The 22,170-nt window shown below is 50.2% G+C and carries 20 protein-coding genes; 7 read left to right on the top strand and 13 right to left on the bottom strand.

Going from position 1 to position 22,170, the window contains the following annotated elements; genetic code table 11:
* Nucleotide 1 precedes the first annotated feature (1 nt).
* Nucleotides 2-1,384 carry a UDP-N-acetylmuramate:L-alanyl-gamma-D-glutamyl-meso-diaminopimelate ligase gene (mpl, locus tag ACJJI5_RS05860; protein WP_445355777.1) on the bottom strand — a complete coding sequence of 461 codons (1,383 nt, stop codon included), beginning with the start codon at nt 1,382-1,384 and terminating at the stop codon, nt 2-4.
* A gap of 287 nt (nt 1,385-1,671) precedes the next feature.
* On the opposite strand from mpl, the gene ACJJI5_RS05855 reads away from it, so the two are divergent.
* Complete coding sequence (locus tag ACJJI5_RS05855; RefSeq protein ID WP_282931458.1) at nt 1,672-2,934, top strand: 6-phosphofructokinase; 1,263 nt, start codon at nt 1,672-1,674, stop codon at nt 2,932-2,934.
* 66 nt (nt 2,935-3,000) lie between these two features.
* On the opposite strand, the gene ACJJI5_RS05850 is transcribed toward ACJJI5_RS05855, so the two are convergent.
* The 3 genes from ACJJI5_RS05850 to ACJJI5_RS05840 form a co-directional block, all read right to left on the bottom strand.
* Nucleotides 3,001-3,363, bottom strand: a complete 363-nt coding sequence (locus ACJJI5_RS05850; protein WP_445355776.1) for a VOC family protein — start codon at nt 3,361-3,363, stop codon at nt 3,001-3,003.
* 30 nt (nt 3,364-3,393) lie between these two features.
* Nucleotides 3,394-3,762, bottom strand: coding sequence for a hypothetical protein (locus ACJJI5_RS05845; protein WP_445355775.1), 369 nt, complete (start codon nt 3,760-3,762; stop codon nt 3,394-3,396).
* A gap of 435 nt (nt 3,763-4,197) precedes the next feature.
* The gene (locus ACJJI5_RS05840; protein WP_445355774.1) at nt 4,198-7,071 is read right to left on the bottom strand and encodes an ExeM/NucH family extracellular endonuclease; all 2,874 of its coding nucleotides are present in this window, start codon (nt 7,069-7,071) and stop codon (nt 4,198-4,200) included.
* Nucleotides 7,072-7,335: 264 nt separating this feature from the next.
* Between ACJJI5_RS05840 and ACJJI5_RS05835 the strand changes: the two genes are divergently transcribed.
* Entirely contained in the window at nt 7,336-7,806 is a 471-nt protein-coding gene (locus tag ACJJI5_RS05835) for a MarR family winged helix-turn-helix transcriptional regulator (protein WP_445355773.1), read from the top strand.
* A gap of 2 nt (nt 7,807-7,808) precedes the next feature.
* Nucleotides 7,809-8,783: a S41 family peptidase gene (locus ACJJI5_RS05830; protein ID WP_445355772.1), complete on the top strand. Its 975-nt coding sequence runs from the start codon at nt 7,809-7,811 to the stop codon at nt 8,781-8,783.
* Between the two features lie 28 nt (nt 8,784-8,811).
* Here ACJJI5_RS05830 and ACJJI5_RS05825 read toward each other — a convergent pair whose 3' ends face one another.
* Nucleotides 8,812-9,411, bottom strand: coding sequence for a pyridoxamine 5'-phosphate oxidase family protein (locus ACJJI5_RS05825; protein WP_444915645.1), 600 nt, complete (start codon nt 9,409-9,411; stop codon nt 8,812-8,814).
* 103 nt (nt 9,412-9,514) lie between these two features.
* On the opposite strand from ACJJI5_RS05825, the gene pdxR reads away from it, so the two are divergent.
* The 3 genes from pdxR (at nt 9,515) to ACJJI5_RS05810 (ending at nt 13,172) form a co-directional block, all read left to right on the top strand.
* On the top strand, nt 9,515-10,969 hold the full coding sequence (pdxR, locus tag ACJJI5_RS05820) for a MocR-like pyridoxine biosynthesis transcription factor PdxR (protein WP_445355771.1): 1,455 nt from the start codon (nt 9,515-9,517) through the stop codon (nt 10,967-10,969).
* A 260-nt stretch (nt 10,970-11,229) separates the two neighbouring features.
* Nucleotides 11,230-12,039, top strand: coding sequence for a right-handed parallel beta-helix repeat-containing protein (locus ACJJI5_RS05815; RefSeq protein WP_444891906.1), 810 nt, complete (start codon nt 11,230-11,232; stop codon nt 12,037-12,039).
* A gap of 200 nt (nt 12,040-12,239) precedes the next feature.
* Nucleotides 12,240-13,172, top strand: a complete 933-nt coding sequence (locus ACJJI5_RS05810) for an ADP-ribosylglycohydrolase family protein (protein ID WP_445355770.1) — start codon at nt 12,240-12,242, stop codon at nt 13,170-13,172.
* Nucleotides 13,173-13,350: 178 nt separating this feature from the next.
* Here ACJJI5_RS05810 and ACJJI5_RS05805 read toward each other — a convergent pair whose 3' ends face one another.
* From ACJJI5_RS05805 to ACJJI5_RS05785, 5 genes are all read right to left on the bottom strand, one after another.
* Entirely contained in the window at nt 13,351-14,394 is a 1,044-nt protein-coding gene (locus ACJJI5_RS05805) for an alpha/beta fold hydrolase (RefSeq protein WP_445355769.1), read from the bottom strand.
* A 25-nt stretch (nt 14,395-14,419) separates the two neighbouring features.
* Entirely contained in the window at nt 14,420-15,010 is a 591-nt protein-coding gene (gene msrA / locus ACJJI5_RS05800) for a peptide-methionine (S)-S-oxide reductase MsrA (protein ID WP_445355768.1), read from the bottom strand.
* 65 nt (nt 15,011-15,075) lie between these two features.
* On the bottom strand, nt 15,076-16,260 hold the full coding sequence (locus tag ACJJI5_RS05795; protein WP_445355767.1) for an iron-containing alcohol dehydrogenase: 1,185 nt from the start codon (nt 16,258-16,260) through the stop codon (nt 15,076-15,078).
* A gap of 105 nt (nt 16,261-16,365) precedes the next feature.
* Entirely contained in the window at nt 16,366-17,772 is a 1,407-nt protein-coding gene (locus tag ACJJI5_RS05790; RefSeq protein ID WP_445355766.1) for an aldehyde dehydrogenase family protein, read from the bottom strand.
* A gap of 18 nt (nt 17,773-17,790) precedes the next feature.
* On the bottom strand, nt 17,791-19,164 hold the full coding sequence (locus tag ACJJI5_RS05785) for a glutamine synthetase family protein (protein WP_444907395.1): 1,374 nt from the start codon (nt 19,162-19,164) through the stop codon (nt 17,791-17,793).
* Between the two features lie 162 nt (nt 19,165-19,326).
* Between ACJJI5_RS05785 and ppa the strand changes: the two genes are divergently transcribed.
* Entirely contained in the window at nt 19,327-19,863 is a 537-nt protein-coding gene (ppa, locus tag ACJJI5_RS05780) for an inorganic diphosphatase (RefSeq protein ID WP_282931443.1), read from the top strand.
* Nucleotides 19,864-19,946: 83 nt separating this feature from the next.
* On the opposite strand, the gene ACJJI5_RS05775 is transcribed toward ppa, so the two are convergent.
* The 3 genes from ACJJI5_RS05775 to ACJJI5_RS05765 all read right to left on the bottom strand — a co-directional run bounded on the left by ACJJI5_RS05775 (nt 19,947) and on the right by ACJJI5_RS05765 (nt 22,123).
* The gene (locus ACJJI5_RS05775) at nt 19,947-20,423 is read right to left on the bottom strand and encodes a hypothetical protein (protein WP_445355765.1); all 477 of its coding nucleotides are present in this window, start codon (nt 20,421-20,423) and stop codon (nt 19,947-19,949) included.
* Between the two features lie 18 nt (nt 20,424-20,441).
* A complete protein-coding gene (gene cysE / locus ACJJI5_RS05770; protein WP_444934062.1) occupies nt 20,442-21,248 on the bottom strand; it encodes a serine O-acetyltransferase in 807 nt (268 codons plus the stop codon).
* A gap of 155 nt (nt 21,249-21,403) precedes the next feature.
* A complete protein-coding gene (locus tag ACJJI5_RS05765) occupies nt 21,404-22,123 on the bottom strand; it encodes a M15 family metallopeptidase (protein WP_444934063.1) in 720 nt (239 codons plus the stop codon).
* Nucleotides 22,124-22,170 lie beyond the last annotated feature (47 nt).

Here is a 22,170-nt window from a genome sequence, read left to right as displayed (position 1 = left end):
CTTAGAGATCGTATTTCTGTTCCAGGGCACCGATAAGGCGCTGGTGGATACCGCCAAAGCCGCCGTTGCTCATCACTACGATATGGCTACCGGAATCGGCTAGCTGCAACACAGATTCCACACCATCTTCAATCGAATCAAAAGTTTTGGCCGGCACCGATGAGTGGTGGGCGACGTCTTCCAGGGACCAGTTAACCCCCTCAGGCTGATACCAGAGCACCATATCGGCCCCGGAGCAGGAGTCGGCCAGCTTGCCCTGGTGCACTCCCATACGCATGGTATTGGAACGCGGTTCAATCAGGGCAATGATTTTATCCTCCCCTACCTTCGCCCGCAGACCATTGAGGGTGGATTCAATCGCGGTGGGGTGATGGGCAAAATCATCGTAAACACGGATGCCGGCCACTTCTCCCAGGCACTCCATACGGCGTTTAACCCCCTGGAAGCGTGCCAGAGCTGCCGCACTCAAATCTGGGGTGACACCCACATGCCGCGCCGCAGCCATAGCCGCGAGGCCATTTTGCACATTGTGCTGCCCGGTCAGGTCCCACTCGACCCGCGCCACAGCCTCGCCTTTAAACTGAACCGTAAAGCTGCTGCCATCAGCGGCAATATCCACTGCGCACCAATCACCCACTCGCACACCATCGGCAGACTCGCTGCCAACCCGCTGTACTTCACTCCAGCAGCCTTTATCAAGCACCTGCTCTACATTCTCTTCGGCAGAGGCCACTATCAGGCCGCTAGCAGGCACAGTTCGTACCAGGTGATGGAATTGTTTCTGGATTGCCGCCAGGTCCTCAAAGATATCTGCGTGGTCAAATTCGAGATTGTTGATAATCACCGTGCGCGGGCGGTAGTGCACAAACTTGGAACGCTTGTCGAAAAAGGCAGTGTCATACTCATCCGCCTCAACAATAAAGAAGGGAGACTCTCCCAAACGAGCAGAGACACCAAAATTAGCCGGAACTCCACCAATCAGGAAGCCGGGCTGCATATCTGCCGCTTCCAAAATCCAGGCCAGCATACTGGCGGTGGTGGTTTTACCGTGGGTTCCGGAAACCGCCAATACCCAGCGGCCACCCAGGAAGTGATCGCACAACCACTGGGCGCCAGAGGTGTAAGCCAACCCTTTTTCCAGCACCGCCTCTACTGCCGGATTTCCCCGGGACATGGCATTGCCAATAATCACCAGGTCCGGGGTGGGCTCCAGCTGTGCGGGATCATAGCCCTCGGTAATTTGGATACCCGCCTGTTGCAACTGGGTGCTCATAGGTGGATAAACATTGGCGTCACTGCCGGTTACGCGGTGCCCTTCCGCCACCGCCAGTTGGGCCAAACTGCCCATAAATGTGCCGCAAATACCTAGAATATGAATATGCATAGCGGAAAAATGTACTCCTACGGGTTGCGGCGCAAGCTTAACACGGCAAATCGGGCCAGTAATTGCCAAATACCCCAGTTACCATGCAATTTACTCGCTATTCCATTAGACTCCGCCCCCGCATTGGTCGGCCTCATCCCCGGTACGGTGGTAGGAATTTTCCCGAAAGGGTCGACACCCGATACGAGCTCCCGGTTATCCCCACTGGCACAAATGTTTAAAACTAGATGCGAGGCGGACTACCGGATCGGGATACTTCTCTATATCTCTATAAGCACAGGATAACCATGTCGAAAAAGAACGCCTTTTATGCGCAGTCCGGTGGCGTTACCGCCGTGATCAACGCATCCGCCTGCGGCGTAATTGAAGCTGCGCGTGAAAACCCGGACCAGATTGGCAATGTCTACGCAGGGCTAAACGGTATTCTCGGCGCGCTGCGCGAGGAGCTGATCGACGTGAGCCAAGAGAGCGCAGAGGATATTGCTGCACTGCGCCACACCCCCTCCGGTGCCTTTGGTTCCTGCCGCTATAAACTGAAGAGCCTGGAAGAGAACCGCGCAGAATACGAGCGCCTGATCGAAGTCTTCAAAGCGCATAATATTGGCTACTTCTTTTACAACGGTGGCGGCGACTCCGCAGACACCTGCCTGAAAGTATCCCAACTGTCCGAGACCATGGGTTATCCAATCCAGGCCATCCATATTCCCAAAACTGTGGATAACGACCTGCCCCTGACCGACAACTGCCCGGGCTTTGGCTCCGTTGCCAAATATGTTGCCGTTTCCACCAAGGAAGCGGCCATGGACGTGGCCTCCATGTGCGCTACTTCCACCAAGGTATTTATTCTCGAGGTGATGGGCCGTCACGCGGGCTGGATTGCCGCTGCCGGCGCTCTGGCCCAAGAACAGGAAGGCGATGCACCCCACATTATCCTGTTCCCGGAAATCGCTTTCGATAAAGAGAAGTTCCTCGCCAAGGTACAAAAGACCGTAGACGAGAAAGGCTACTGCGTTATCGTCGCCTCCGAAGGCGCCCAGTACGGCGACGGCACCTTCCTTGCCGATGCCGGCACCACCGACGCCTTTGGCCACAAGCAGTTGGGCGGTGTTGCACCGACCCTGGCCAACATGGTCAAAAGCGAACTCGGACTGAAGTACCACTGGGCCCTGGCAGATTACCTCCAGCGCGCCGCTCGCCATATCGCTTCTGCTACCGACGTTGAGCAAGCCTACGCCGTAGGTCGCGCCGCAGTGGAAATGGCTGTAGCAGGCAAAAATGCCATTATGCCAGCCATTATTCGCGCAGAAGGTGAAGAGTACAGCTGGTCCATCGCAGAGGCGCCGCTGTCTGAAGTCGCCAACGTAGAAAAATTTATGCCGCGCGAATATATCAGCGAAGACGGCTTTGGAATTACTGAAGAGGGACGCAAGTACCTGCTGCCATTGATTCAAGGCGAGGACTACCCTCCCTACAAAAATGGCATTCCCCAGTACGCCACCCTGAAAAAGCAGCTGGTGGAAAAGAAGCTGGGTACCGATTTCGAAGCTTAATAGAAACGGTTGCCAGTCTCCCAAAAGCCTCCGAGTAAAATCGGGGGCTTTTTTCTGTAAACGCCTCTACGCAGACTCCACATCAGACCAAACCGCAAATTCATTGCCGCAAGGTTCCCTAAAATGGAAGCGCCTGCCACCGGGAAACGGGAAAATTGGCTTGGCTATTTCGGCTCCGCATCGCGTGACCTTCTCCAGGGTACCCTCCAGGTCGCGGCTGTATAACACCACTAGTGCAGCCCCATTTTCCGTAGTGCTCTGCAACTCTGCCTTGAAAAAACCACCGTCTAATCCAGCATTTGAAAAAGCGATGTACTCCGGACCGTAATCGGTAAAAGTCCAATTAAAAGCCTCGGTAAAGAATGCTTTTGTCTTGTCCAAATCCCTGGAGGGTAACTCAATATAATTAATTTTTTCGCACTCTCTCATAAGCTCTCTATTTTCCTTGCTTTTCAATTCTCAGGCTGTAGGTCGAACAGGGGTATTCACCACCTGAAAACTGCCATTTGCCAGCGCTAGTGGCCGATCCTGATAGAGAATAATGGCTCGATCCATCATCTGTACAAAATCGAGCATCGCATAAAGCACCACGCCTTTTCGCCCCTGATATATATCAGGCCGATAAATCAACGCCGCCATCCTATCGTCCATGGCTTCATAGGTATATGAAGCTTCCCCAGCTAACTCTCCCGACGCCGTAACGTAACAATGAGTCGCGGTTTCATAGGTTACCGTGTGGGTAGAAAGGTCGGGGAAATCACCTTGTTTTGAATAGTGGGTGCCGGTCCATTCCAGGCTTAAACCTTCCAATGTCTTAAATGCCTGCAAACTATGTCTCCCCCGGTGGTTTAATAGCTTCGTTGATCACTAGTAACTGATTTACCTGAAGCAATAAAACACACGCTGACTGAAAACGACACTCCTTGCATTAAATATTTATCTATTTTGATACGTCTCCGATAGGCCCCAATGATACCTCAATACTCCAGAAAGACATCTTAGGCACTTTACTCAAGTCTTTTTCCAATTCAGGGATCGGGCACGCACAAACACTTTCCCCTCCAATGGTCCATATAAGAAAGATTTTAATGACTCGCAATGGAGCCTTGCCGGGCTACCAATATGAAAACGAGGAAGTGAAACACTCGGGCATATACCCACGAAGGTAAAGAAGAAAAACACGCAATTAACGCGGGGAGGAAAGAAAACGGCCGAATATCTCTTGCCTTAATATCCGACCGTTCAATATGTGGAGTTAATTATTTATTGTTGTTGATATCCATCTCGGTGCCAAAACGGCTTGCGAATCTCAATTTCACGGTAGGCTTTATCTTCATTACCGAAATCGTCTTTCACAGTCAGGGTAATTTCATAACTACCACCGGTGGCATAGCGATACAGTGCCATGGGACCGGAGCGGCTGGTACCATCGCCAAAGTCCCACTCATAGCTCAGGTTACCGTCGCCATCGTAATTACTGCGCTCTTCAACCCACACCCAGCGCAGGAAGCTGTGGACTTTAAAATCAGCTCGGAGATCAACAACTTCTTCAAGTGGTACAAGCTGCTCAACAGTGGAGATCGCTCCCCTATCGTCCTCAACCTGGAGGATTACTGAATAAGTGCCTGCTGCATCGTAGCTATGACTGGGGTTTTGCTCAGTACTGGTAGTGCCATCACCAAAATCCCAGGCCCAGCTAACGATAGTGCCATCGGTATCGATGCTGCTGTCGAAGTAGTTCACTTCGAAGCCTTCAACACCCCACTCAAACCCAGCAACCGGCTCCTGGTTATCTGCCCCCAGATCCAGTTCAACCACAAGCGGATCGTGATCTGAAGCGCGGAATGCATCAGTCGAGTAGAAACTCTCCACCTGCTCATCGGTTTTATTCTCGATGTTGTAATCCAGCACCCGAGGCTCGTCGGCATTGATATGCCAATCGGCCGCACCTGTTGCTAAAGGAGCCAGTGATTCACTGGCGAGGGCGTGATCCAAGTAACCGGACTCACCGCTGTAGACATAGGAGTAAGCTTCTCCTTCACCGAAAACCTCCAACAAATCAGCGTAGCCAGCGTCCTTTAGAGTGCTAATTGGGTTTTCGCGGGCGTAGCTATTGAGGTCACCGAGCACCAAAACACGATCGGTGCCACTACCTGTCGGGTCAGAATCAATCCATGAAACCAGGGCATCTGCGGCTTCGGTGCGCAGCGAGTTCCAGCAGCCCTGTCCATCACCCAGATCATCGTTCAAACTGCCATCGTCAGGACAACTTCCCTTTGATTTAAAGTGATTCACCACCACGGCCAGCTCTTCACCACTTGATAGTTCGGCAAAAGCCTGCAGCAGTGGTTGGCGGTTACCGTCATCAAAGGGATAGCTATCAGTTGTCGCAGCAGCGCCTATAGGCATTACCCGATCGCTGCGATAAATCAGCCCCACAGTAATTTCATCGGTGCCCAGTTGAGCCAGGTCTGGATTAATAAATTGATAGTTTTCACTGCCAGTAGCCGCGTTAAGACCATTAATTAAATCCTGAATAGCACTTTCCGAACCGTAGCCATCGTTCTCAATTTCCATTAAGCCAACTACATCGGCATCCAGGCCTAAAATAGCGGAGATAATTTTATTTCTCTGGCGCAGGAATTCTTCTTCAGTATCAGCCCCACGGGAGGTAGGGAAACCGCCGCCATAACCATCGCCATTAAAATAATTCAGAACATTAAAGCTGGCGATCTTTAAACTGCCCTTACCCGGTAATTGTGGAGCGCTTTCACGCAGGTTGGCAGCAACAAATTCTGGCGCCTCCACGGGATGTACTCGGTAGGCGCTGTAGCTATACCCCATTACACCGCGCAATCCCTCTACCGTATCGCCATTGCGTAAGGTATTACTGGCACTGAGGCCAGAGACCGGGTATGGCACCGCTTCCGGGTTCTGCACACTGGAACCATCGTCCAACACAATCCTGTTAAGATCGTTAGCACTTTCCTGTGCTACAGCTGCAACCCCAGGCTCATTGTTGTGGGTGGGAATATAGAGGCGGCCATTAGCCAGGGTGACTTCACCATAGCGCCCAAGGTTATAGTGGTCATTCACCATCAGGGCTTGCGGGAACTCAACCAACATCCCCTCGTATTGCTCCTGCTCTTCAGCAGAACTAAACGGCAGGGAGACTTCCTCGGCAGTCACACTGTAGCCGCTACCACAAACCGTAACGCCATCAACCTCATCTAATTCGGTAAAGTCATAGTATTCAGTAACCACACCACCGACGCGAACCAAGTCTCCGACTTGCACAGCTACACCGAAGCCTTTGTCGTGTACAAACAGTCCTTCAGAGGTATTGATCTGGCCATCCTGATCACTGTCTTCCTCTTGCAGGAAGAAGCCGGAAAGGCCGGTGCTGGTATCTTGGAAGTCACCAACAACAACCGCTTCAATTTCGTGGCGCTCATTCTCCAGAGTGCTTTCAAACTCATCACCCTGAACCTGGCTGATTAACGTAGAAATATCTCCGCAATCGCCGAGAACAACATCGTCATCACCGCCGTCATCTCCACCACCAGTGCCGTCTTCGCTGTGCCAGCCGAGGTTGGAAAAGTCATCCTGACCCAAGCTAGACCACTCTGAATCTGGGTCAAAATCCGTACTGCCGTCGGCACGACCTTCACTCACACTCCAGTCGCGGATTAAGGTTTGATTTTGGGTCCCCAGACTGCTGTCGCCCCATTGGCTACCGGGATCAACACCGATCTGGCCGATAACATCCACATATCCATTGGGGCCACTCAGGGCAACCGCATCATCCCCATTAAATAGGCCGCTGGTATAAATCTGATCGGCTACTGACAGGATTGAGGAATCAGCACTGGCGTGGGCGAATACGTAAACATCGCCGTCTGCCAAGCTGCCACTTAGGGCGATGGTTGAAGCCGCCGCAGAGGAGCCATTGAAGTAAAGTTCAATGCTGTAGCTACTCAGGTCAACCGCTGCACCCGTTCCATTGTAAATTTCAAGGGCCTTATTGTTGCTACTGCCCTCGATATATTCAGAAATAATGAGGTCGCTGGCTTGGACCTCTTCAGCCAAAAATGGTAACCCCAGGGCTGCAAGGGCAGCCAAGCCAATCTCTTTCATAATGTTCTCTTCACTCGTACCTGACACAGATCACGCGGCGCAAAGATTGGCGGTTAATTCCTAAAGTTCGATGAATGAAATATGAAATTTAAATTTCAGCTCTTTGTTCAAAAATCCATTTCACACAAAACCCGCCAAACTCGCCACACAATGCAAAAAAAGCGCCAAAGAATTTGTGCGGGGTGATGAATAGCGGCAAAGAAGCTTGAAAAGTTCGCCAAAAATTATATAGTCACTTATATAAGTGCTTATGGAACAGCTTTTATGAAATACAGCCAACTGGGGACTCAGCTTCGTCACATTCTGGAATTACTGGATGGCGATGTAGCAGAGAGCTATAGGGCCTGTGGCCTGGAGAATTACAAACCCCGCCACACCCCGATAATGCGTGCACTTATCCACAAGAGAGATATAACCATTAGTGAGGTGGTAGCGAGCACCCATATTTCCCAGCCCGCAGTGAGTCAAACTGTAAAAGACATGATTAAACAAGGGCTGGTACAGACCTCTTTTGGAGAAGATGCTCGCCAGCGCAAAATACGCTTGACCCGCAAAGGCAGTGCGTTGATACCCAAGCTAAAACAGCAGTGGATAGCAACTCGGGAAGCTGAACAGTCCCTCAATAGCGAATTACCGACAGAACTATCAGAGCTGCTCAATCAAACAATTCAAGCTTTAGAGAAACGCTCTTATTTAGAGCGGATAAAAGAAAATCTATCAATAGAGGCTACATAAATATGAAACGCCAACTCAAGATGAGTTTAGCGGTATTAATCAGTTTTTTTTCCATGTCTCTCGCGGCAAGTTCCGGCGCAATGAGTTCCTGCCAGTTTGAGACAGGCCCGGTTATTAAAGCTGCTGCAGTAGCTATTCAGAAGCACTATATATTGGAGGAAAAAGGACAGGCGCTATCTGCTCAACTCAATAGCCTGGCAGAATCCAAACACTTTAATCATCTTTGTAGTGACTACCAACAATTAGCCAGCGCACTTACCAAAGAAATTCGTACCCTTTCCGGTGATAAGCATTTCTATATAGAGCATATAGATAACCAAAAAGAAGCCCACAATTGGATTGAACAGTGGCAGGCTGAAGCGCCCAGCAATAACTACGGCGTTAAGAAAATTGAGATTCTTCCCGGTAACATTGGCTACCTTTCCCTCTCTTCTTTCCACACCTATAAAAATGCCCACCAAACCCTCGCTGCGGCTTTCACCCTGCTTCGCCACAGCGAGGGCCTAATACTCGATTTACGCAGTAATGGCGGCGGAGACGAAGAAACCGCCAATGCTGTTCTGCAGTCATTTATTGACCCCCATTCTCCCTTTCCCTTTGTTATTGAAAGCCGCAAGGGGAGAGAAATACCGAAACGTATTTCACCTCAACCCTGGCCCAGCTATGGTAGTGACAGGCCAATGGTCATTCTGATTGATGGAAGATCCTTCTCTGCATCTGAGAGTACCGCCTTCTCACTACAACAGCTGGGCCGAGCCACGGTTATAGGTACTGCCAGCGCCGGTGGGGCACATATGATGGAGTCTCCCCAATCCCTCCCCTATGGCTTTGAAATCGGTATCCCAGATAAACGCCCAGTTTCTACGATTGTCGGCAGCCGCCCCAACTGGGAAGGACAGGGTGTGATCCCCGATATTGAAGCCGGCCAGCAGGAGATCATTCAAATCGCATTAAAAGTAGTGGCAGAGGCCCTATAAGGCTCCCTTTACTTTGCTAAATTGAGCACTAGCGAAACGGGCACACAGGCTTGACCCCGCTCCACACAGGCAGAGCCAAATCCTCTTTATTATCGGATGGCGCGCCAGTTCGGCTTTTGAAAGCCCCCTCCTCTATAGTCAGGCGCATCAAAGCTGTTCCCTTGCGCTCCTGTAGGCTGGGGAGGCGCACCTGATCCCAGCGCTCCGGCTCTATATCATCAATAATCGCTTTAAAAACCGCATCAAATTCCCGCTGCTCTTTGACCCTCTCACCTCGGCAAAACAATACCGCAGAGCGATAATTAGCACTGTGATGAAAGGCTGACTTGGCCAGTACCCACTCATCATAACGGGCAAATGAAATACAGACCTGCTCTCCTGCCTCCAATAGTTTTTGTAGCCGACTCTTGTTAGCCAGGTGAAAATACAAAAACTCCCCCAGACGCCAAACGGTTAAAGGAATAATGATGACTTCACCGTCTTCAATAAAACCGACATGGCCAAGTTTTAGCTCGTCGACAAGCTTATAAACATCCTCTCGCCGATAACTGGCACGCTTGGGAGCACGACGTACACGACTCTTCGCTGAGGTTGGCAATTCATCAGAGATTGGCGAATGTAAATTCATAAAACCTCCTTTAACTCACTCTGGTATGAAATAGATATCGCCAATGTAGGATCTTGCTGGTACGCTGATAAGCGCCAGTTTTAACTATTTTATGGTGCCAGTTTTGAGTGCCGCCGAACTTACAGACCTAACTCTCGAATCAGGCCAGCCGCTACAGGAACAGTTGTATCGGCAATTGGTAGATTGGATCTGCAATGGCCGACTGGCTGCTGGTACCAAGCTCCCCTCCTCGCGCCGGTTGGCAGAATCCCTCTCTATCAGCCGCAATACAGTGACATTAGTTCTGGACCAGCTGAAAGCAGAGGGCTTCCTTACCAGCCATCCAGGGAAAGGCGTATTTGTATCTCCCGAATTGCCGGCCTACACAAAGAGAACACACAGACAAGGTTGGCAAGCACAGAGGAATAGGTACTTACCATCACTTTCTCACTATGGTGATTTTGCACAGACATTATCTTGGGGTAAGAAAAGTGAGGATCAATCTCTCCCCTTCACCCCCGGCCTACCGGATCTAAGCACATTTCCATTCACTATTTGGAATAAATTATACCGCCGCCACCAATCCAGGTTAGCTCTCGCAGGTTACGGGCAAAGCCAAGGTTATTTACCTTTGCGTATGGCACTTACTGAATACTTGCGCAACTCCCGGGGAGTTCGCTGTACCGCTGAACAAATTATTATTACCAATGGAGCTCAGGAAGCCCTGAATCTATGTGCACTGGTCGCGATTAACCAGGGAGACAAGGTTTATATAGAAAATCCAGGATATCGCCGCGCTCGAGCAGCTTTCCAGGCTGTTGGAGCAAAGCTCGTACCAGCGGATCTGAAAGATAAGCACTTGGATGTAGATAAGCTGGTCAATAATGCAACCCAGGCCAAGTTACTTTTTACCACACCAACACATCAGTACCCAATGGGTGGTGTTATGCCCGCAGGTGAACGGATTAAACTGCTGGATTGGGCGACACAGGCTAGCTGCTGGATAATTGAAGATGATTACGACAGTGAATTTTCATTCCAACATAAACCCGTCGCGGCGCTCCAGGGGATGGGAGAAAATACACCTGTACTCTACATGGGGAGCTTTAGTAAGACCTTGCTACCCAGCCTACGATTAGGCTATTTAGTGGTGCCTAATTCCACAGTAGAGGCATTTACCCAAGCAAAAGAAATGTTATCTGGACACTCCCCCTTAGTCATACAAGCTGTCGTGGCAGAATTTCTCGATGAGGGGCATTTTGTGCGACATCTTCGCAAAATGCGTGCTAACTATATGAAGAAATGGGAACATTTCTGTCAGCTTATTCGAGAAGAAATACCACCTCCAGCCGGATTAATTGCCAGTAGTGCCGGTATGCACTTGGTAATATCTACACCGGGACACGACGACATCACCCTTTCAAAAAAAATACACGCATACGGATTTGGCAGCACACCACTATCGCTCTTCTATTCCAATAAAACTGAAGATCCAGGATTGGTGCTCGGGTTTGCCAACACAACTTTCGAACAGAGGGCAGATTGCGTAAAGATTCTCGCAACAAATCTTAAAAAGTAGCCATTTCACACCCAAACAACGCTTATTTTTATAATGCAGGTTTCTTCATTTTTCGCACCAGCATTAAGCACCTCCACCTAAAATAAAAAAGTAAATATTTTAATAGAATAAAAACAGTCTATTATCACCAAAATATCAAATAAAACCCAATAAATTAGGAAGAATTTCCTATGGCTCTTTCTCAAACCTAGGTCACAATCTCCATGGCTTTGGGTGTTCACTCTCTTTTTTAATTACTCAGATAATTAGGGAAATTTGATATGAAAAATAGAAATATGAATTCTATAAAAGCATCATTGCTCGCTGTATCCGGTATTGCAGCACTATCGCTCTCCGCCGTCGCTTCAGCTGTCAGCTGTGGAGATACCATTACAACAGCAGAAGTACTCACCGGCGATATTCTTGGCTGCGCAAGCCATCCTGCACTCGTGATAGATGCTGGCGGATCACTCGATATGGCGGGTTACCACCTCAGTTGCGATGGCAGCGGAATTGGCATTCAATTGAAAGACAGTGATAGAGTCCTTGAGGATACTGTTGGTGGAAGCACTATCACAAACTGTAACAATGGCGTATCAGCCGAAGGTGATGGCAGCCACCAAATCTTTGATATCACTGCTTCATCAAACTCTATTGCAGGAATCGCACTTTGGAGTTCAGGTAATACAGTTGAAGCCACCGATGCTAGCGGCAATGGGGGAATGGGTATACGCGTTATGGGTGACGGTAATCGTGTGAGATACTCTTATGCATCAAGTAACGGTCTCCAAGGAATAAAGATCGTTGGTGACAATACTCTCATCAGATTCAATGAGACGATTCTCAATACATCGAGTGGGATTGTAATTGATAGTGGGGATGGCGGCATTGTTGCCAATAATTTATCAGATAATAACGGCGTTAACGGCATTATGATGTTGGGATTGGGTCAAGTCGGATACTTGATCATTGGCAATACCGCAGAAAATAATGCTGGCGCAGATCTTGCTGACCACAACCACCCTGCTTGCACTGGCAATGTATGGATTAGAAATACTTTTGGAAGTGCTAACGATGCCTGTATTAATTAAATGATATAGCGACTTTAGTGGCGAGCCGATTAGTTTTAAATATCGGCTCGCTCTCACCTAAAATAAAACCCTTTCCCTCGATGGCCATCAACTGCCAATATATGTTTTCTAGAATAAAACTGTTACTTATAACAGCAATTAATAGTGGTTCTTATAGCTAGTAGCGACTTCCCCTGAGAATAAGGTATAAAAATCAATAAATGATAAAGCTCAGTAAATACAGAGGTTGCTTTAAAGGAATAGCCATCGGCGATTCATTTGGCGCCCCGTACGAAGGTGGCGTTCTAGAAAGACAACTCTGGAAAATTATCGGGAAAACCGAACAGGGTAAAAAGCGTTACACCGATGACACGCAAATGTCTATTGATATTGCGACCTCCTTTCTTGAACATAATTACCTTGATCAAGACCACATAGCCAAAAAATTTGCCCAAAGTTATCGCTGGAGCAGAGGGTATGGTCCCAGTGCAGCGAAACTACTCAAAGGCGTCAGGGATGGTAAACGCTGGCAAGATTTAAACCGAAAAAAATTTAAGCACGGTTCTATCGGCAATGGGGCCGCCATGAGGGCACCTATTATTGCCCTCTGCCATCCCCAAAATGACTATCGCCTCAAGCAATATATACAATCGGTGTCTGAAATCACCCACGCCCATCCAGTTGCTGTCGAGGGGGCATACTTGATCGCTATCGCCATCTGTGAATCCCTGCAAGATCGTTCAAACAGTGAGATATTGAACAAACTGGAAGTAAGTTGTAAGTCCGAAATATATCGCTACAAACTGGAAAAGTGTGCGACTCTACTGTTTAACCAGAAAATCCCACATCCGCAGCAAATCAAGCAATGGCTGGGTAATGGCATTACCGCGCCAGAGTCCTGTATCACCGCCATTTACTTTGGACTTAAGTATCGAAACTCTCCTTTAACGTCTGTATTAGCTAATATTTTTTCTCTAGGTGGTGACACAGATACCTTGGGTGCCATGGCTGCTAGCATCTGGGGGGCATTAAATGGAGAAGACCGAATGGAAAGCATGGCCGACAAGGTCGAAAACATCGATTTTATTACCGAGCTTTCTGAGAAACTCTATTTCACCCAATATCAGCATGAACAAGCCTTACAACCTGCATAGCCTGCTAAAAAGGGAGAAGGGAAGAATACACCGCGCTTGGACCCTATGGTGATTCTTTTCTTCCGCCCCAGTAGTAAGTCTTAAACAAGTAGAGCGGATCGTAAAATAACCAAAATGTTAATTTAAAAATCTCTGACAGCTGAACCAGAGTACCATGTGGCTATTAAGAAGCGCTTTATTAGGACTGGATACTTCTCACCCTGACCAAAAGCTTTTCGATACTTTCAACAGTAGTGCGCGCCCCAATAGCGCCAACAAAGAAGAAATGGTTACCTGTAACGGTCTGTGAAAAATAAGCGGAAGACGAGCGGATAATAAGCTGTACTAGCTCCCACCTTTCCCTTGGGATCTGCTCTGGAGATGCACCTCCTAAAAGTTTACTGGCAAGAACTCGATTGCGAATAAATGCCCAATCATCAATATTGCACAGCACGTTTTCCAAATCCCCCATTGAATCACTCTGAATAACAACGGGAATTGGATAGTCCAAGAAGTCAAAGGTGTTTGCCGTTTTCAATGCCCTGGAAAGATCTTCCTTAAACCCTTGCCCATCATACATTAACCCAGTGCCAATAAGCGCGATGGGAATTGCTCCAAGGAACGCCTCCCGATAGATATCTTTGGGGATAATTGTGTGTTGGTTTAGAGCATTCTGCTCATCAAGCGCGGCCAAAAAGGCAGGATATATGCCCTTTCGACTGGCCATTCCATCAACTGTCATTTCGATGGCCTTGGCATTAGCTTCGGGAAGAAAGCCCGGCAACGCGGGTTCTGCGGCCATTGCCACAAAGCATTCAATCGAAAAATTCAAGGCTTTCGCCGCCCTCGCTAGAGCCCCAGCGATTTTCCCTCCCATACTCCAGCCGCATACAACTACCGAATTTGGAAGGTTAGATTCAGACAAAATCTTGGCAATAATTTCTGCAGCCTGATCTCCCCAATCTTGAATTGTAAACTCCGGGTGAGTACTGCAAAAAACCGCATTTTCCATAGGGTAAGAAATAGCAAGGAAGGGAAAACCCGCTCGATTGACCCAGTGACTTATAAAATCATCTGAGCGACCACCAGGATAGCCGTAGAAAATACGCGCTAGATGTGCTGTGCCTGGAATAAATACCATTAGCGGACTGGTACTAACCGCCGGTAAATAACGGTAAAGCACTGGAAAATCATTGATTGTTTCCAGGACTTCCCCGTCATACAAAGTGGGACTCGGTGCCATATTCACCCTGCGGAGAGGCAATCCGTTAACTTGGCGCTTTCCCCCAGACCTCCTCTAAGCGCTTATCACGCCCACAGCGGTAGCGATAATACTTGTAACGCAGAGGATTACGTTGGTAATAGTCCTGATGGTAGGCCTCTGCGGGATAAAAGGTTGCAGCGGGTTTTATTTGTGTCACCACCTTTTTACCCAACTCCGCTTCTACCTTTTTCTTGCTCTCCTCTGCTAACACCTTTTCTTCTTGACTGCCGTAAAAAACCTCGGCTCGGTACTGGTCACCGCGATCGCAAAATTGACCACCGGAATCAAAAGGGTCAACGTTGTGCCAAAAAATATTCAGTAAGTCGGAATAGCTGACTTTATTCGCATCGTACTTTACCTGAACAACTTCCGCATGCCCCGTACCACCGGAAGATACCTGTTCATAGGTCGGGTTTTTGACATGGCCACCGCTGTATCCTGAGCTGGTTTCCAGGACGCCATCGACCTTGTCAAATGGCGGCTCCATGCACCAGAAACACCCTCCTGCAAAAATAGCCGTGCGAATATTCGATGAATCCTGAGCCAGGGAAATACTGGCCAATGAGAGGAATAAGAGAGCAATAATACTGCGCATCATTCAGTCCTTTACCGATTGTCGATGGAACACATTCTCTTCTGTCGTCTATTCGCAGGAATTTATTACAGGGTGACGGTACCTTCACAGGCGCGCAAGAAAATATCCCGATACTCTATCCCGTTAAAACGCATCGGGTTAGTACTAGCGGAAGGCTCCACCGATGCCATTTTCCCAACTCTGTCGGCATCAGTGTCATCAATTCCAATCTCCGACAGGCTGTGGGGAATCCCCAGCTGTTTGCGCAATCCGAGCAACCAGTTGAGTACCGCATCAAATCCGCTATCAAACATCTCATTACCGGCCAGTTGTAGATAAAGTGCCAGATGCCCCATAGGCACCTGGATGGCTGGACGGTTGGCGATCAGAACGTAGGGCATCAATATCGCATTTAACAAACCATGGTGCTTGTCATACAGGGCCCCCAATGGATGTGCCAGGGCGTGGATAGCGCCCAAGCCCCGCTGGAAAGCCGTAGCCCCCATACAGGAAGCTACCAACATTTGCTGACGCGCCTCGAGTTCTGCGCCTATAGCATAAGCTCGAGGCAAATACTCCTTGATCAGGCGCATCCCCTCCAGGGCAATTCCCTCAGCCATAGGATGGTATTGAGGGGAGTAAAAAGACTCCAGATTGTGTGACAGCGCATCCATTCCCGTCGCTGCAGTGAGGTCTGGCGGCAACCCCATAGTCAATTGAGCATCGAGAATAACGATATCCGGCATCATGCGCGGATGGAAAATCAGCCTCTTAACCTGGGCTTTCTCATCGGTAATTACCGCAACCCGGCCAACTTCAGAACCTGTGCCAGCCGTCGTGGGAATGGCAATCAGCGATAAAATACCCTCTGGGTCCACACGCCTGTAGTTGTCGCCAATATCCTCAAAATCCCAAATACTGTGCTGCTGTCCCGCCATAAGGGCAATGGCTTTGCCCGCATCCAGGGCCGAGCCCCCGCCCAAGGCAATGACCCCATCGCACTTCTGCTCACGCAGCTTGGCCACCCCATCGGCGATATTTATCTCATTGGGATTACCTTTGATTTTGGAAAAAACGCTAACTTCTAGACCCACCTGTTGGCATGGGTTAATCGCACTATCGACCAGTGGCAATGCGGCGACTGTAGGATCAGTAACTAACAGAGGCTTGTGAATATTCAGCTCCAGGCAAGCTTCAGCCAATTCAGTAATGCGACCGGGACCAACCCAAACGGTCGTGGGATAATTCCAATTGACATGGTATTTATCCACAATTTCCTCTCTGACGTTCTGTCACTTTTGCCTATTCAAAATAGGCTGTGACCTTTCGGAAAACAGGCAGACAATTTCACTTTCTGCATCCGGCAACCGTTCCCGCTAACCATCATGTTTAAAATGAAATGACTTGGGACGGGTTAAATTCTCAAATCCAATTTTAGAAAGCGTACATCCGCGACCAGATTGCTTGACACCCGTCCAGGCCAATTCCGGATCCAGGTAATCACAACGATTTGAAAAAACAGTGCCGGCCTCTAAATACTCTCCCATCTCCATTGCAACATCTTCATCGCGGGTAAAAATAGCCGCAGTTAGACCAAATGGGCTGTTATTCATAAATTCTAGAGCTTCGCCATCATCGTGCACTTTCTGCACCCCCAGCACCGGCCCAAAAGTCTCCTCGCGCATCACTCGCATATGGTGTCGCACCCGGGTTAACAGTTGCGGTGCCATATATTGGGTGCCCCGCTTGTCCATTGGGAATTCATTCACATCCAAGTGGACCTTCGCGCCCTCCGCTATCGCTTCATCCACCTGTGCGCGAGCCCGATCGGCAGCTTCCGCACGCACCAAAGGCCCCAAAGTGGTTTCCACTTGATCCGGGCGCCCAAGTCGATAGTCACGCAGTAAGTCGACCGTTTGGGAAATAAACTCAGAAAAAATATCTTCATGCACATAGGCCCGCTCAATACCGCAACAGGACTGCCCGGAATTAAAATAGGCGCCGTCGACTACCGCTGCCACAGCTTGGTTAATATCGGCGTCGGCGCGAACATAGGCTGGATCCTTCCCCCCCAGTTCAAGTCCCACTTGAATAAATCGACCGGCAACTGTGCGTTCTAGGTTCGCTCCAGCGCCAACCGAGCCGGTGAAAGCAACATGCTGGATTTCCCCCGCACAGGCTAATCGCTGGGTATAAGCATGATTTAAATGAAGAAACTGAAAAACACCGTAGGGCAATCCCGCCTCGCGAAAAATCTCCACCATTCGCTCAGCACAAAGTGGTGTCTGTGCCGAGTGTTTTAAAATAACTGCATTACCCGATAGCAATGCCGGCACCACTGCATTAACCGCCGTCAGGTAAGGGTAATTCCACGGGGCAATTACCAGGGAGACCCCTAAGGGCTCGCGGCGGATAAACCGGGTAAAACCCGGCTTCTCAGGTAACTGAATGTCAGCGAGGGCTTCAGTAGCAAGCTGTGCCATGGTCTGCGCACGATCCATAAACCCGTTAATTTCTCCTCCTGCATAACGGATTGGACGCCCCATCATCCAACACAGCTCCCGCCCCAAACGCTCTTTTTTAACGGCAAATATTTCCACAGCCCGCTCGACAATGGCGATGCGCTCATTGAGGGGAGTTCGCCTCCATGCTTTTTGTGCTTTACTGGCCCGATCCAGCACTACACGGATTTCCACCTCTCCCGCCAGAGCGCGCTCTACATAAACACTGTTATCAATAGGAGAAATACACTGAAGATGGTGCATGATTTTTGTAGTCTTCATCGGCGTCGATACTCCCAATTAAATAATTTCGAAGTACCGCTCCAACTCCCAGTCACTCACATGGCGGCGATATTCCCGCTCCTCCCATTCGCGACTGGCAGAAAAGTGTTCAACAAAGTCGCTGCCAAATAATTCCTGTGCCGCTTCTGACGCCTTAAATTGCTGCGTGGATTCCCACAGTGTGCCCGGCAGAACTTGTTCGTTTTCCAACTCCAGCGAGTAAGCATTACCGGCGACAGGCTCACTGGGCTGCCACTGCTGCATAACGCCGTAAAGACCCGAGCCCAAAGCTGCTGCCAGTGCTAAATAGGGGTTTGCATCGGCGGCCCCCAAGCGGTATTCGACGCGCTGGGAAGTGTCGCCGCCGGGGATAGCACGCAGTGCCGTTGTGCGGTTTTCCACCCCCCAATTGGCTCCCGTCGGTGCCCAAAAACCTGGTACCAGGCGGCGATAACTGTTAACGGTCGGTGCCATCAGGGCAAGGAATTGCGGCATCAGCCTCTGCTGCCCAGCTATGAACTGACGCATTATCTGGCTGATACCATCAGGCTGGCTCGAATCGAGAAAGGCGGAATCACCGCTGCCGCTATTGCGCAGTGACAAATGAATATGTCCGCTTTGCCCCGGGTACTCACTGGACCAGCGGGACATAAAAGTAGCCATCAAACCCATCCGCTGTGCCAGCACTTTTATAAAAGTTTTAAACAGGGCAGCTTTGTCTCCAGCGGCCTCAGCACCATCCACTGCAATAGCCGCCTCTAAAACTCCCGGGCCTGTTTCCGTGTGTAATCCCTCCAAGGGGAAATCCATGCGCTCGCTCAGCTCCAGGATTTCCCGATACAGCTCTCCGTGTACGGAATTTCGCAGTATGGAATAGCCAAACACATCGGGGGTAAAAGGCTTTAAATTGCGGAAACCCTTGTTCCGCACTGAATCGGGCGTTTCGTCAAACAGGAAAAATTCGTATTCCAGGGCGGCACAGGGATCAAATCCCAATGAGCGACAGCGTTCAATCACCCTGCGCAGAACTGCGCGGGGGCACAGCGCCTGGGCTCGACCATCAAACTCCGCGAGAAACAACAACATATCGCCTTCAAAAGGCACATCACGGCAGCTATCGGGGAGTATACGTACCGGAGCGTCTGGATATCCGGTATGCCAACCGGTATAACGAGTGTTGTCGTAGAGCTGATCCTTAACATCCCAGCCCAGGACCACATCGCAAAACGAGAAGCCCTTTTCCAGGGATGAGAGGAATTTGGCGCGGCTCATATATTTGCCACGCATTACACCATCGGTATCGAATAAGCCCACTTTGACATGACTGAGGCCTCGTTCTTCGACAATTGCGCGGGCCTCCTGAGCGGTTTTTACCTCCCGTGCCTTTACCATGACTGGTCCTGCCCCGTTGTTGTTATCTCCGAGTTACAGGATAGACCCGCCAGACGAGCTTCGACGCCATAAACCCGGCGCAGGCGTGACTTTCAGCCGAGCCCCTCAGCATATATAATCCGCGCTCCAGATTTTCAGTTATCTATTCATTCAGGACCAGCAATGAGCTTCGAAAAGATCCCGGCAGGTAAAGAACTGCCCAACGATATCAACGTAATCATCGAGATCCCTGCCAACCACGACCCGATCAAATACGAAGTGGACAAGGACTCTGACGCAGTATTTGTGGATCGCTTCGTTGCCACTCCGATGTTCTACCCAGCAAACTACGGCTACGTGCCCCAGACTCTGTCTGAAGACGGTGACCCCCTGGACGTGCTGGTTGTAGCGCCTTACCCGGTAATGGTTGGTTCTGTAATCCGCTCTCGTGTTGTTGGCGTTCTGAACATGACCGACGAATCCGGTGTTGATGCCAAACTGCTGGCCGTACCGCACACCAAGCTGACCAAGCTGTACGATCACGTTGAAGAAATCAGCGACCTACCCGAGCTGCTGATCAAGCAGATCGAGCACTACTTCGAAAACTACAAAGCCCTGGAAGCGGGCAAGTGGGTTAAAGTAGAAGGCTGGGCTGACGCCGAAGCTGCACGCAAAGAAGTTATGGCTTCCCGCGAGCGCTACCTGAAAGAAGAAGGCTAATCCCCCTCTTCTTTCAGCAGACTCTGAGCAATAAAAAAACCGGCCTAGTGCCGGTTTTTTATTGCCTGTTAGGAGAAACCCTGTCAGTTAACTTCCCAATTGGGAACAGTGACAGGAGATAGCTCCTCCCCTTTGCGCTCACTCTCATCCAGAAGCTGGCCTTCCGCTGCACGCAAACTGAGGTGCTCTACCTTAACGCTGACCGGTTCCACCGACTTGCGTTCGTGCTCCTTTACGAGGTTTCCCTCCATGGGTGCCAAGGTCCATTGTGGGCTAGCCGCAGTTTCCGCCTTGGGCTTGGTTTGCTCGGCAACAGCTGCTCCGCTGCTCTCATCCTTAATACTGACCTGTGCGCCTATTTTGGCCAGGTTTGCACGAAACTGCTGTGCCTGGGGCAGAGATAACCCTTTCTTCAGTACCAGCGGGCGCCCACTGAACAATTTCTCTATCGCCTGGGGATTACTTTTAAACAGGCGCACCATACTGGCTTTTACATCACCAGCGGTAAAACCCGCCACCAAATCACCGCGAAAAACCAAGCTGTAGGTGGATTGCGACATCAATAATATTTCCCTGAGTTACTCTTCCGAATCCAGAGTCTGGTCCATGGTATAAGCCGGGGCCCCTTCAACACGCCCTCCTACCTGGCGGGCGGGAACACCTGCGACGGTTGTATGAGCGGGCACATCGTGCAAGACCAAGCTACCGGCGGCAATTTTGACGTCCTCTCCCACCTTAACCGGACCCAGTACTTTGGCCCCGGCGCCAATCATCACTCCGGGGCCAATTTTCGGATGGCGATCGCCACTGCCGCAGCCACTGCCACCCAATGTCACCGAGTGGAGAATCGATACATTGTCCTCTACCACACAGGTCTCCCCCACCACCAATCCAGTAGCGTGGTCAATCATAATGCCGCAGCCAAATCGCGCTGCTGGGTGAATATCCACCGAAAACTGCTCTGATACCTGGCTCTGGAAATAGAGCGCCAGGGTATGGCGACCTTGATTCCACAACCAGTGCGCTATCCGGTGGGATTGCAGGGCGTGAAAACCCTTAAAGTACAGGAAAGGCGTCAGGTACTGGTCACATGCCGGGTCACGGTCATACCAAGCGCAAATATCCTCGCCCATACAGCGGGAAATACTCGGGTCATTGGCCAGAGCCAGGGCAATCACTTCCTGAAGCGCGGTTGCCGTGAGGGCATTGTGCTCAAGCACCGAAGCCAGGTGATCAGCTATAGCATCATCCAAGGACTTGTGGCGCAAAATGGTATTGTGGAAATAACTTGCCAGGATAGGCTCACCGGCAGCTGCCTCTGAGGCTTCAGCCCGCATCGCCTGCCAGATATCCCGCTGGCCTTGAACGGCCGCTTCCTCACCCATAATTCATCTCCCTTATATTCCCCAGGGCACTCACTGCGGCGCAGCTTGGCAGGATCACTAGCCCCTTTCAAGAGGAAGCCTCCATCGCAAAGTAGCTTTCTTGCCACCCCCAATGAGGTGGTAATGAACTGTAACCAACCTATCTCAACAGGCCGCTATAGTTGCCCATTAAATGGGGGATAGCAGTGATCCGGAACCCAGATATAGCGCGTATAAATGTCCTGAAGGTGCTCGCAAACCGCAGTGCCCAGGGATAGTTCTGACTCTTGCAGCAGCTCGGACAGGCGTTCCACGCTGAGAAGTTCCTGAAGCTCTCGAGCCCTGGGGGCATAGCTCAGGTGCCAGCGTTCCGGTGCGACTCCGCCGCGATCCTCTGCATAGGGTCGGAACAGCCCATAACTATTACCCGTGCTGATTTGGTTATCCAGCCAACGGTGGAAGGCGCCAAAAGCTCCGTCGTCCGCCACCTCCTGGGGGGTAAGCTGGACTGCATAGTCAGCAGGGACCGCCGCCGCATCAATAATATCGAAATCGGTACCCCAGTGGTGACGGGATGCTCCCGGCAATGCGGACCAGCGCAGAATGGCGAAGATCAGCTCCCGCTCGCTTAACTGTTCAATATCCAGGGGAGTACCGTGACTATCGAGAACCGGGCGGTGACCCTGCGCTTTGGCATTCCAAATCAACAGTTGTCGATCAAAGGCGCGAAAACCGGAAACGATTTTGGGGGCAAACCCCTCTTCACGGGCATCCCGACTCAAGCGCTGGAAGGCGATCAGTGCTTCGGGATGTAAAAGCTGGTCAGAAGCTGGGTCGACAATGACATGCTCATCGCCGAGTCCAAATAACATACGCTTCAGCGGTGTCGATAACATTTGCATCTCATTATTAGGCGAACTCCAAAGGGCAGGCTAAATTATTC

The sequence above is a fragment of the Microbulbifer maximicatervae (SeqCode) genome (genome assembly GCF_052467955.1).
This window is presented reverse-complemented; position numbering and strand designations above follow the sequence as displayed.

What these genes read in the sequence shown, in the direction of transcription:
- ppa (WP_282931443.1), top strand. Translation starts at nt 19,327, where the DNA reads ATGAGCTTCGAAAAGATCCCGGCAGGTAAAGAACTGCCCAACGATATC.
- ACJJI5_RS05850 (WP_445355776.1), bottom strand. Translation starts at nt 3,363, where the DNA reads ATGAGAGAGTGCGAAAAAATTAATTATATTGAGTTACCCTCCAGGGAT.
- ACJJI5_RS05765 (WP_444934063.1), bottom strand. Translation starts at nt 22,123, where the DNA reads ATGTTATCGACACCGCTGAAGCGTATGTTATTTGGACTCGGCGATGAG.
- ACJJI5_RS05785 (WP_444907395.1), bottom strand. Translation starts at nt 19,164, where the DNA reads ATGGTAAAGGCACGGGAGGTAAAAACCGCTCAGGAGGCCCGCGCAATT.
- ACJJI5_RS05805 (WP_445355769.1), bottom strand. Translation starts at nt 14,394, where the DNA reads ATGGCACCGAGTCCCACTTTGTATGACGGGGAAGTCCTGGAAACAATC.
- ACJJI5_RS05840 (WP_445355774.1), bottom strand. Translation starts at nt 7,071, where the DNA reads ATGAAAGAGATTGGCTTGGCTGCCCTTGCAGCCCTGGGGTTACCATTT.
- ACJJI5_RS05810 (WP_445355770.1), top strand. Translation starts at nt 12,240, where the DNA reads ATGATAAAGCTCAGTAAATACAGAGGTTGCTTTAAAGGAATAGCCATC.
- ACJJI5_RS05835 (WP_445355773.1), top strand. Translation starts at nt 7,336, where the DNA reads ATGAAATACAGCCAACTGGGGACTCAGCTTCGTCACATTCTGGAATTA.
- ACJJI5_RS05855 (WP_282931458.1), top strand. Translation starts at nt 1,672, where the DNA reads ATGTCGAAAAAGAACGCCTTTTATGCGCAGTCCGGTGGCGTTACCGCC.
- ACJJI5_RS05830 (WP_445355772.1), top strand. Translation starts at nt 7,809, where the DNA reads ATGAAACGCCAACTCAAGATGAGTTTAGCGGTATTAATCAGTTTTTTT.
- ACJJI5_RS05775 (WP_445355765.1), bottom strand. Translation starts at nt 20,423, where the DNA reads ATGTCGCAATCCACCTACAGCTTGGTTTTTCGCGGTGATTTGGTGGCG.
- mpl (WP_445355777.1), bottom strand. Translation starts at nt 1,384, where the DNA reads ATGCATATTCATATTCTAGGTATTTGCGGCACATTTATGGGCAGTTTG.
- cysE (WP_444934062.1), bottom strand. Translation starts at nt 21,248, where the DNA reads ATGGGTGAGGAAGCGGCCGTTCAAGGCCAGCGGGATATCTGGCAGGCG.
- ACJJI5_RS05815 (WP_444891906.1), top strand. Translation starts at nt 11,230, where the DNA reads ATGAAAAATAGAAATATGAATTCTATAAAAGCATCATTGCTCGCTGTA.
- ACJJI5_RS05825 (WP_444915645.1), bottom strand. Translation starts at nt 9,411, where the DNA reads ATGAATTTACATTCGCCAATCTCTGATGAATTGCCAACCTCAGCGAAG.
- msrA (WP_445355768.1), bottom strand. Translation starts at nt 15,010, where the DNA reads ATGCGCAGTATTATTGCTCTCTTATTCCTCTCATTGGCCAGTATTTCC.
- ACJJI5_RS05790 (WP_445355766.1), bottom strand. Translation starts at nt 17,772, where the DNA reads ATGAAGACTACAAAAATCATGCACCATCTTCAGTGTATTTCTCCTATT.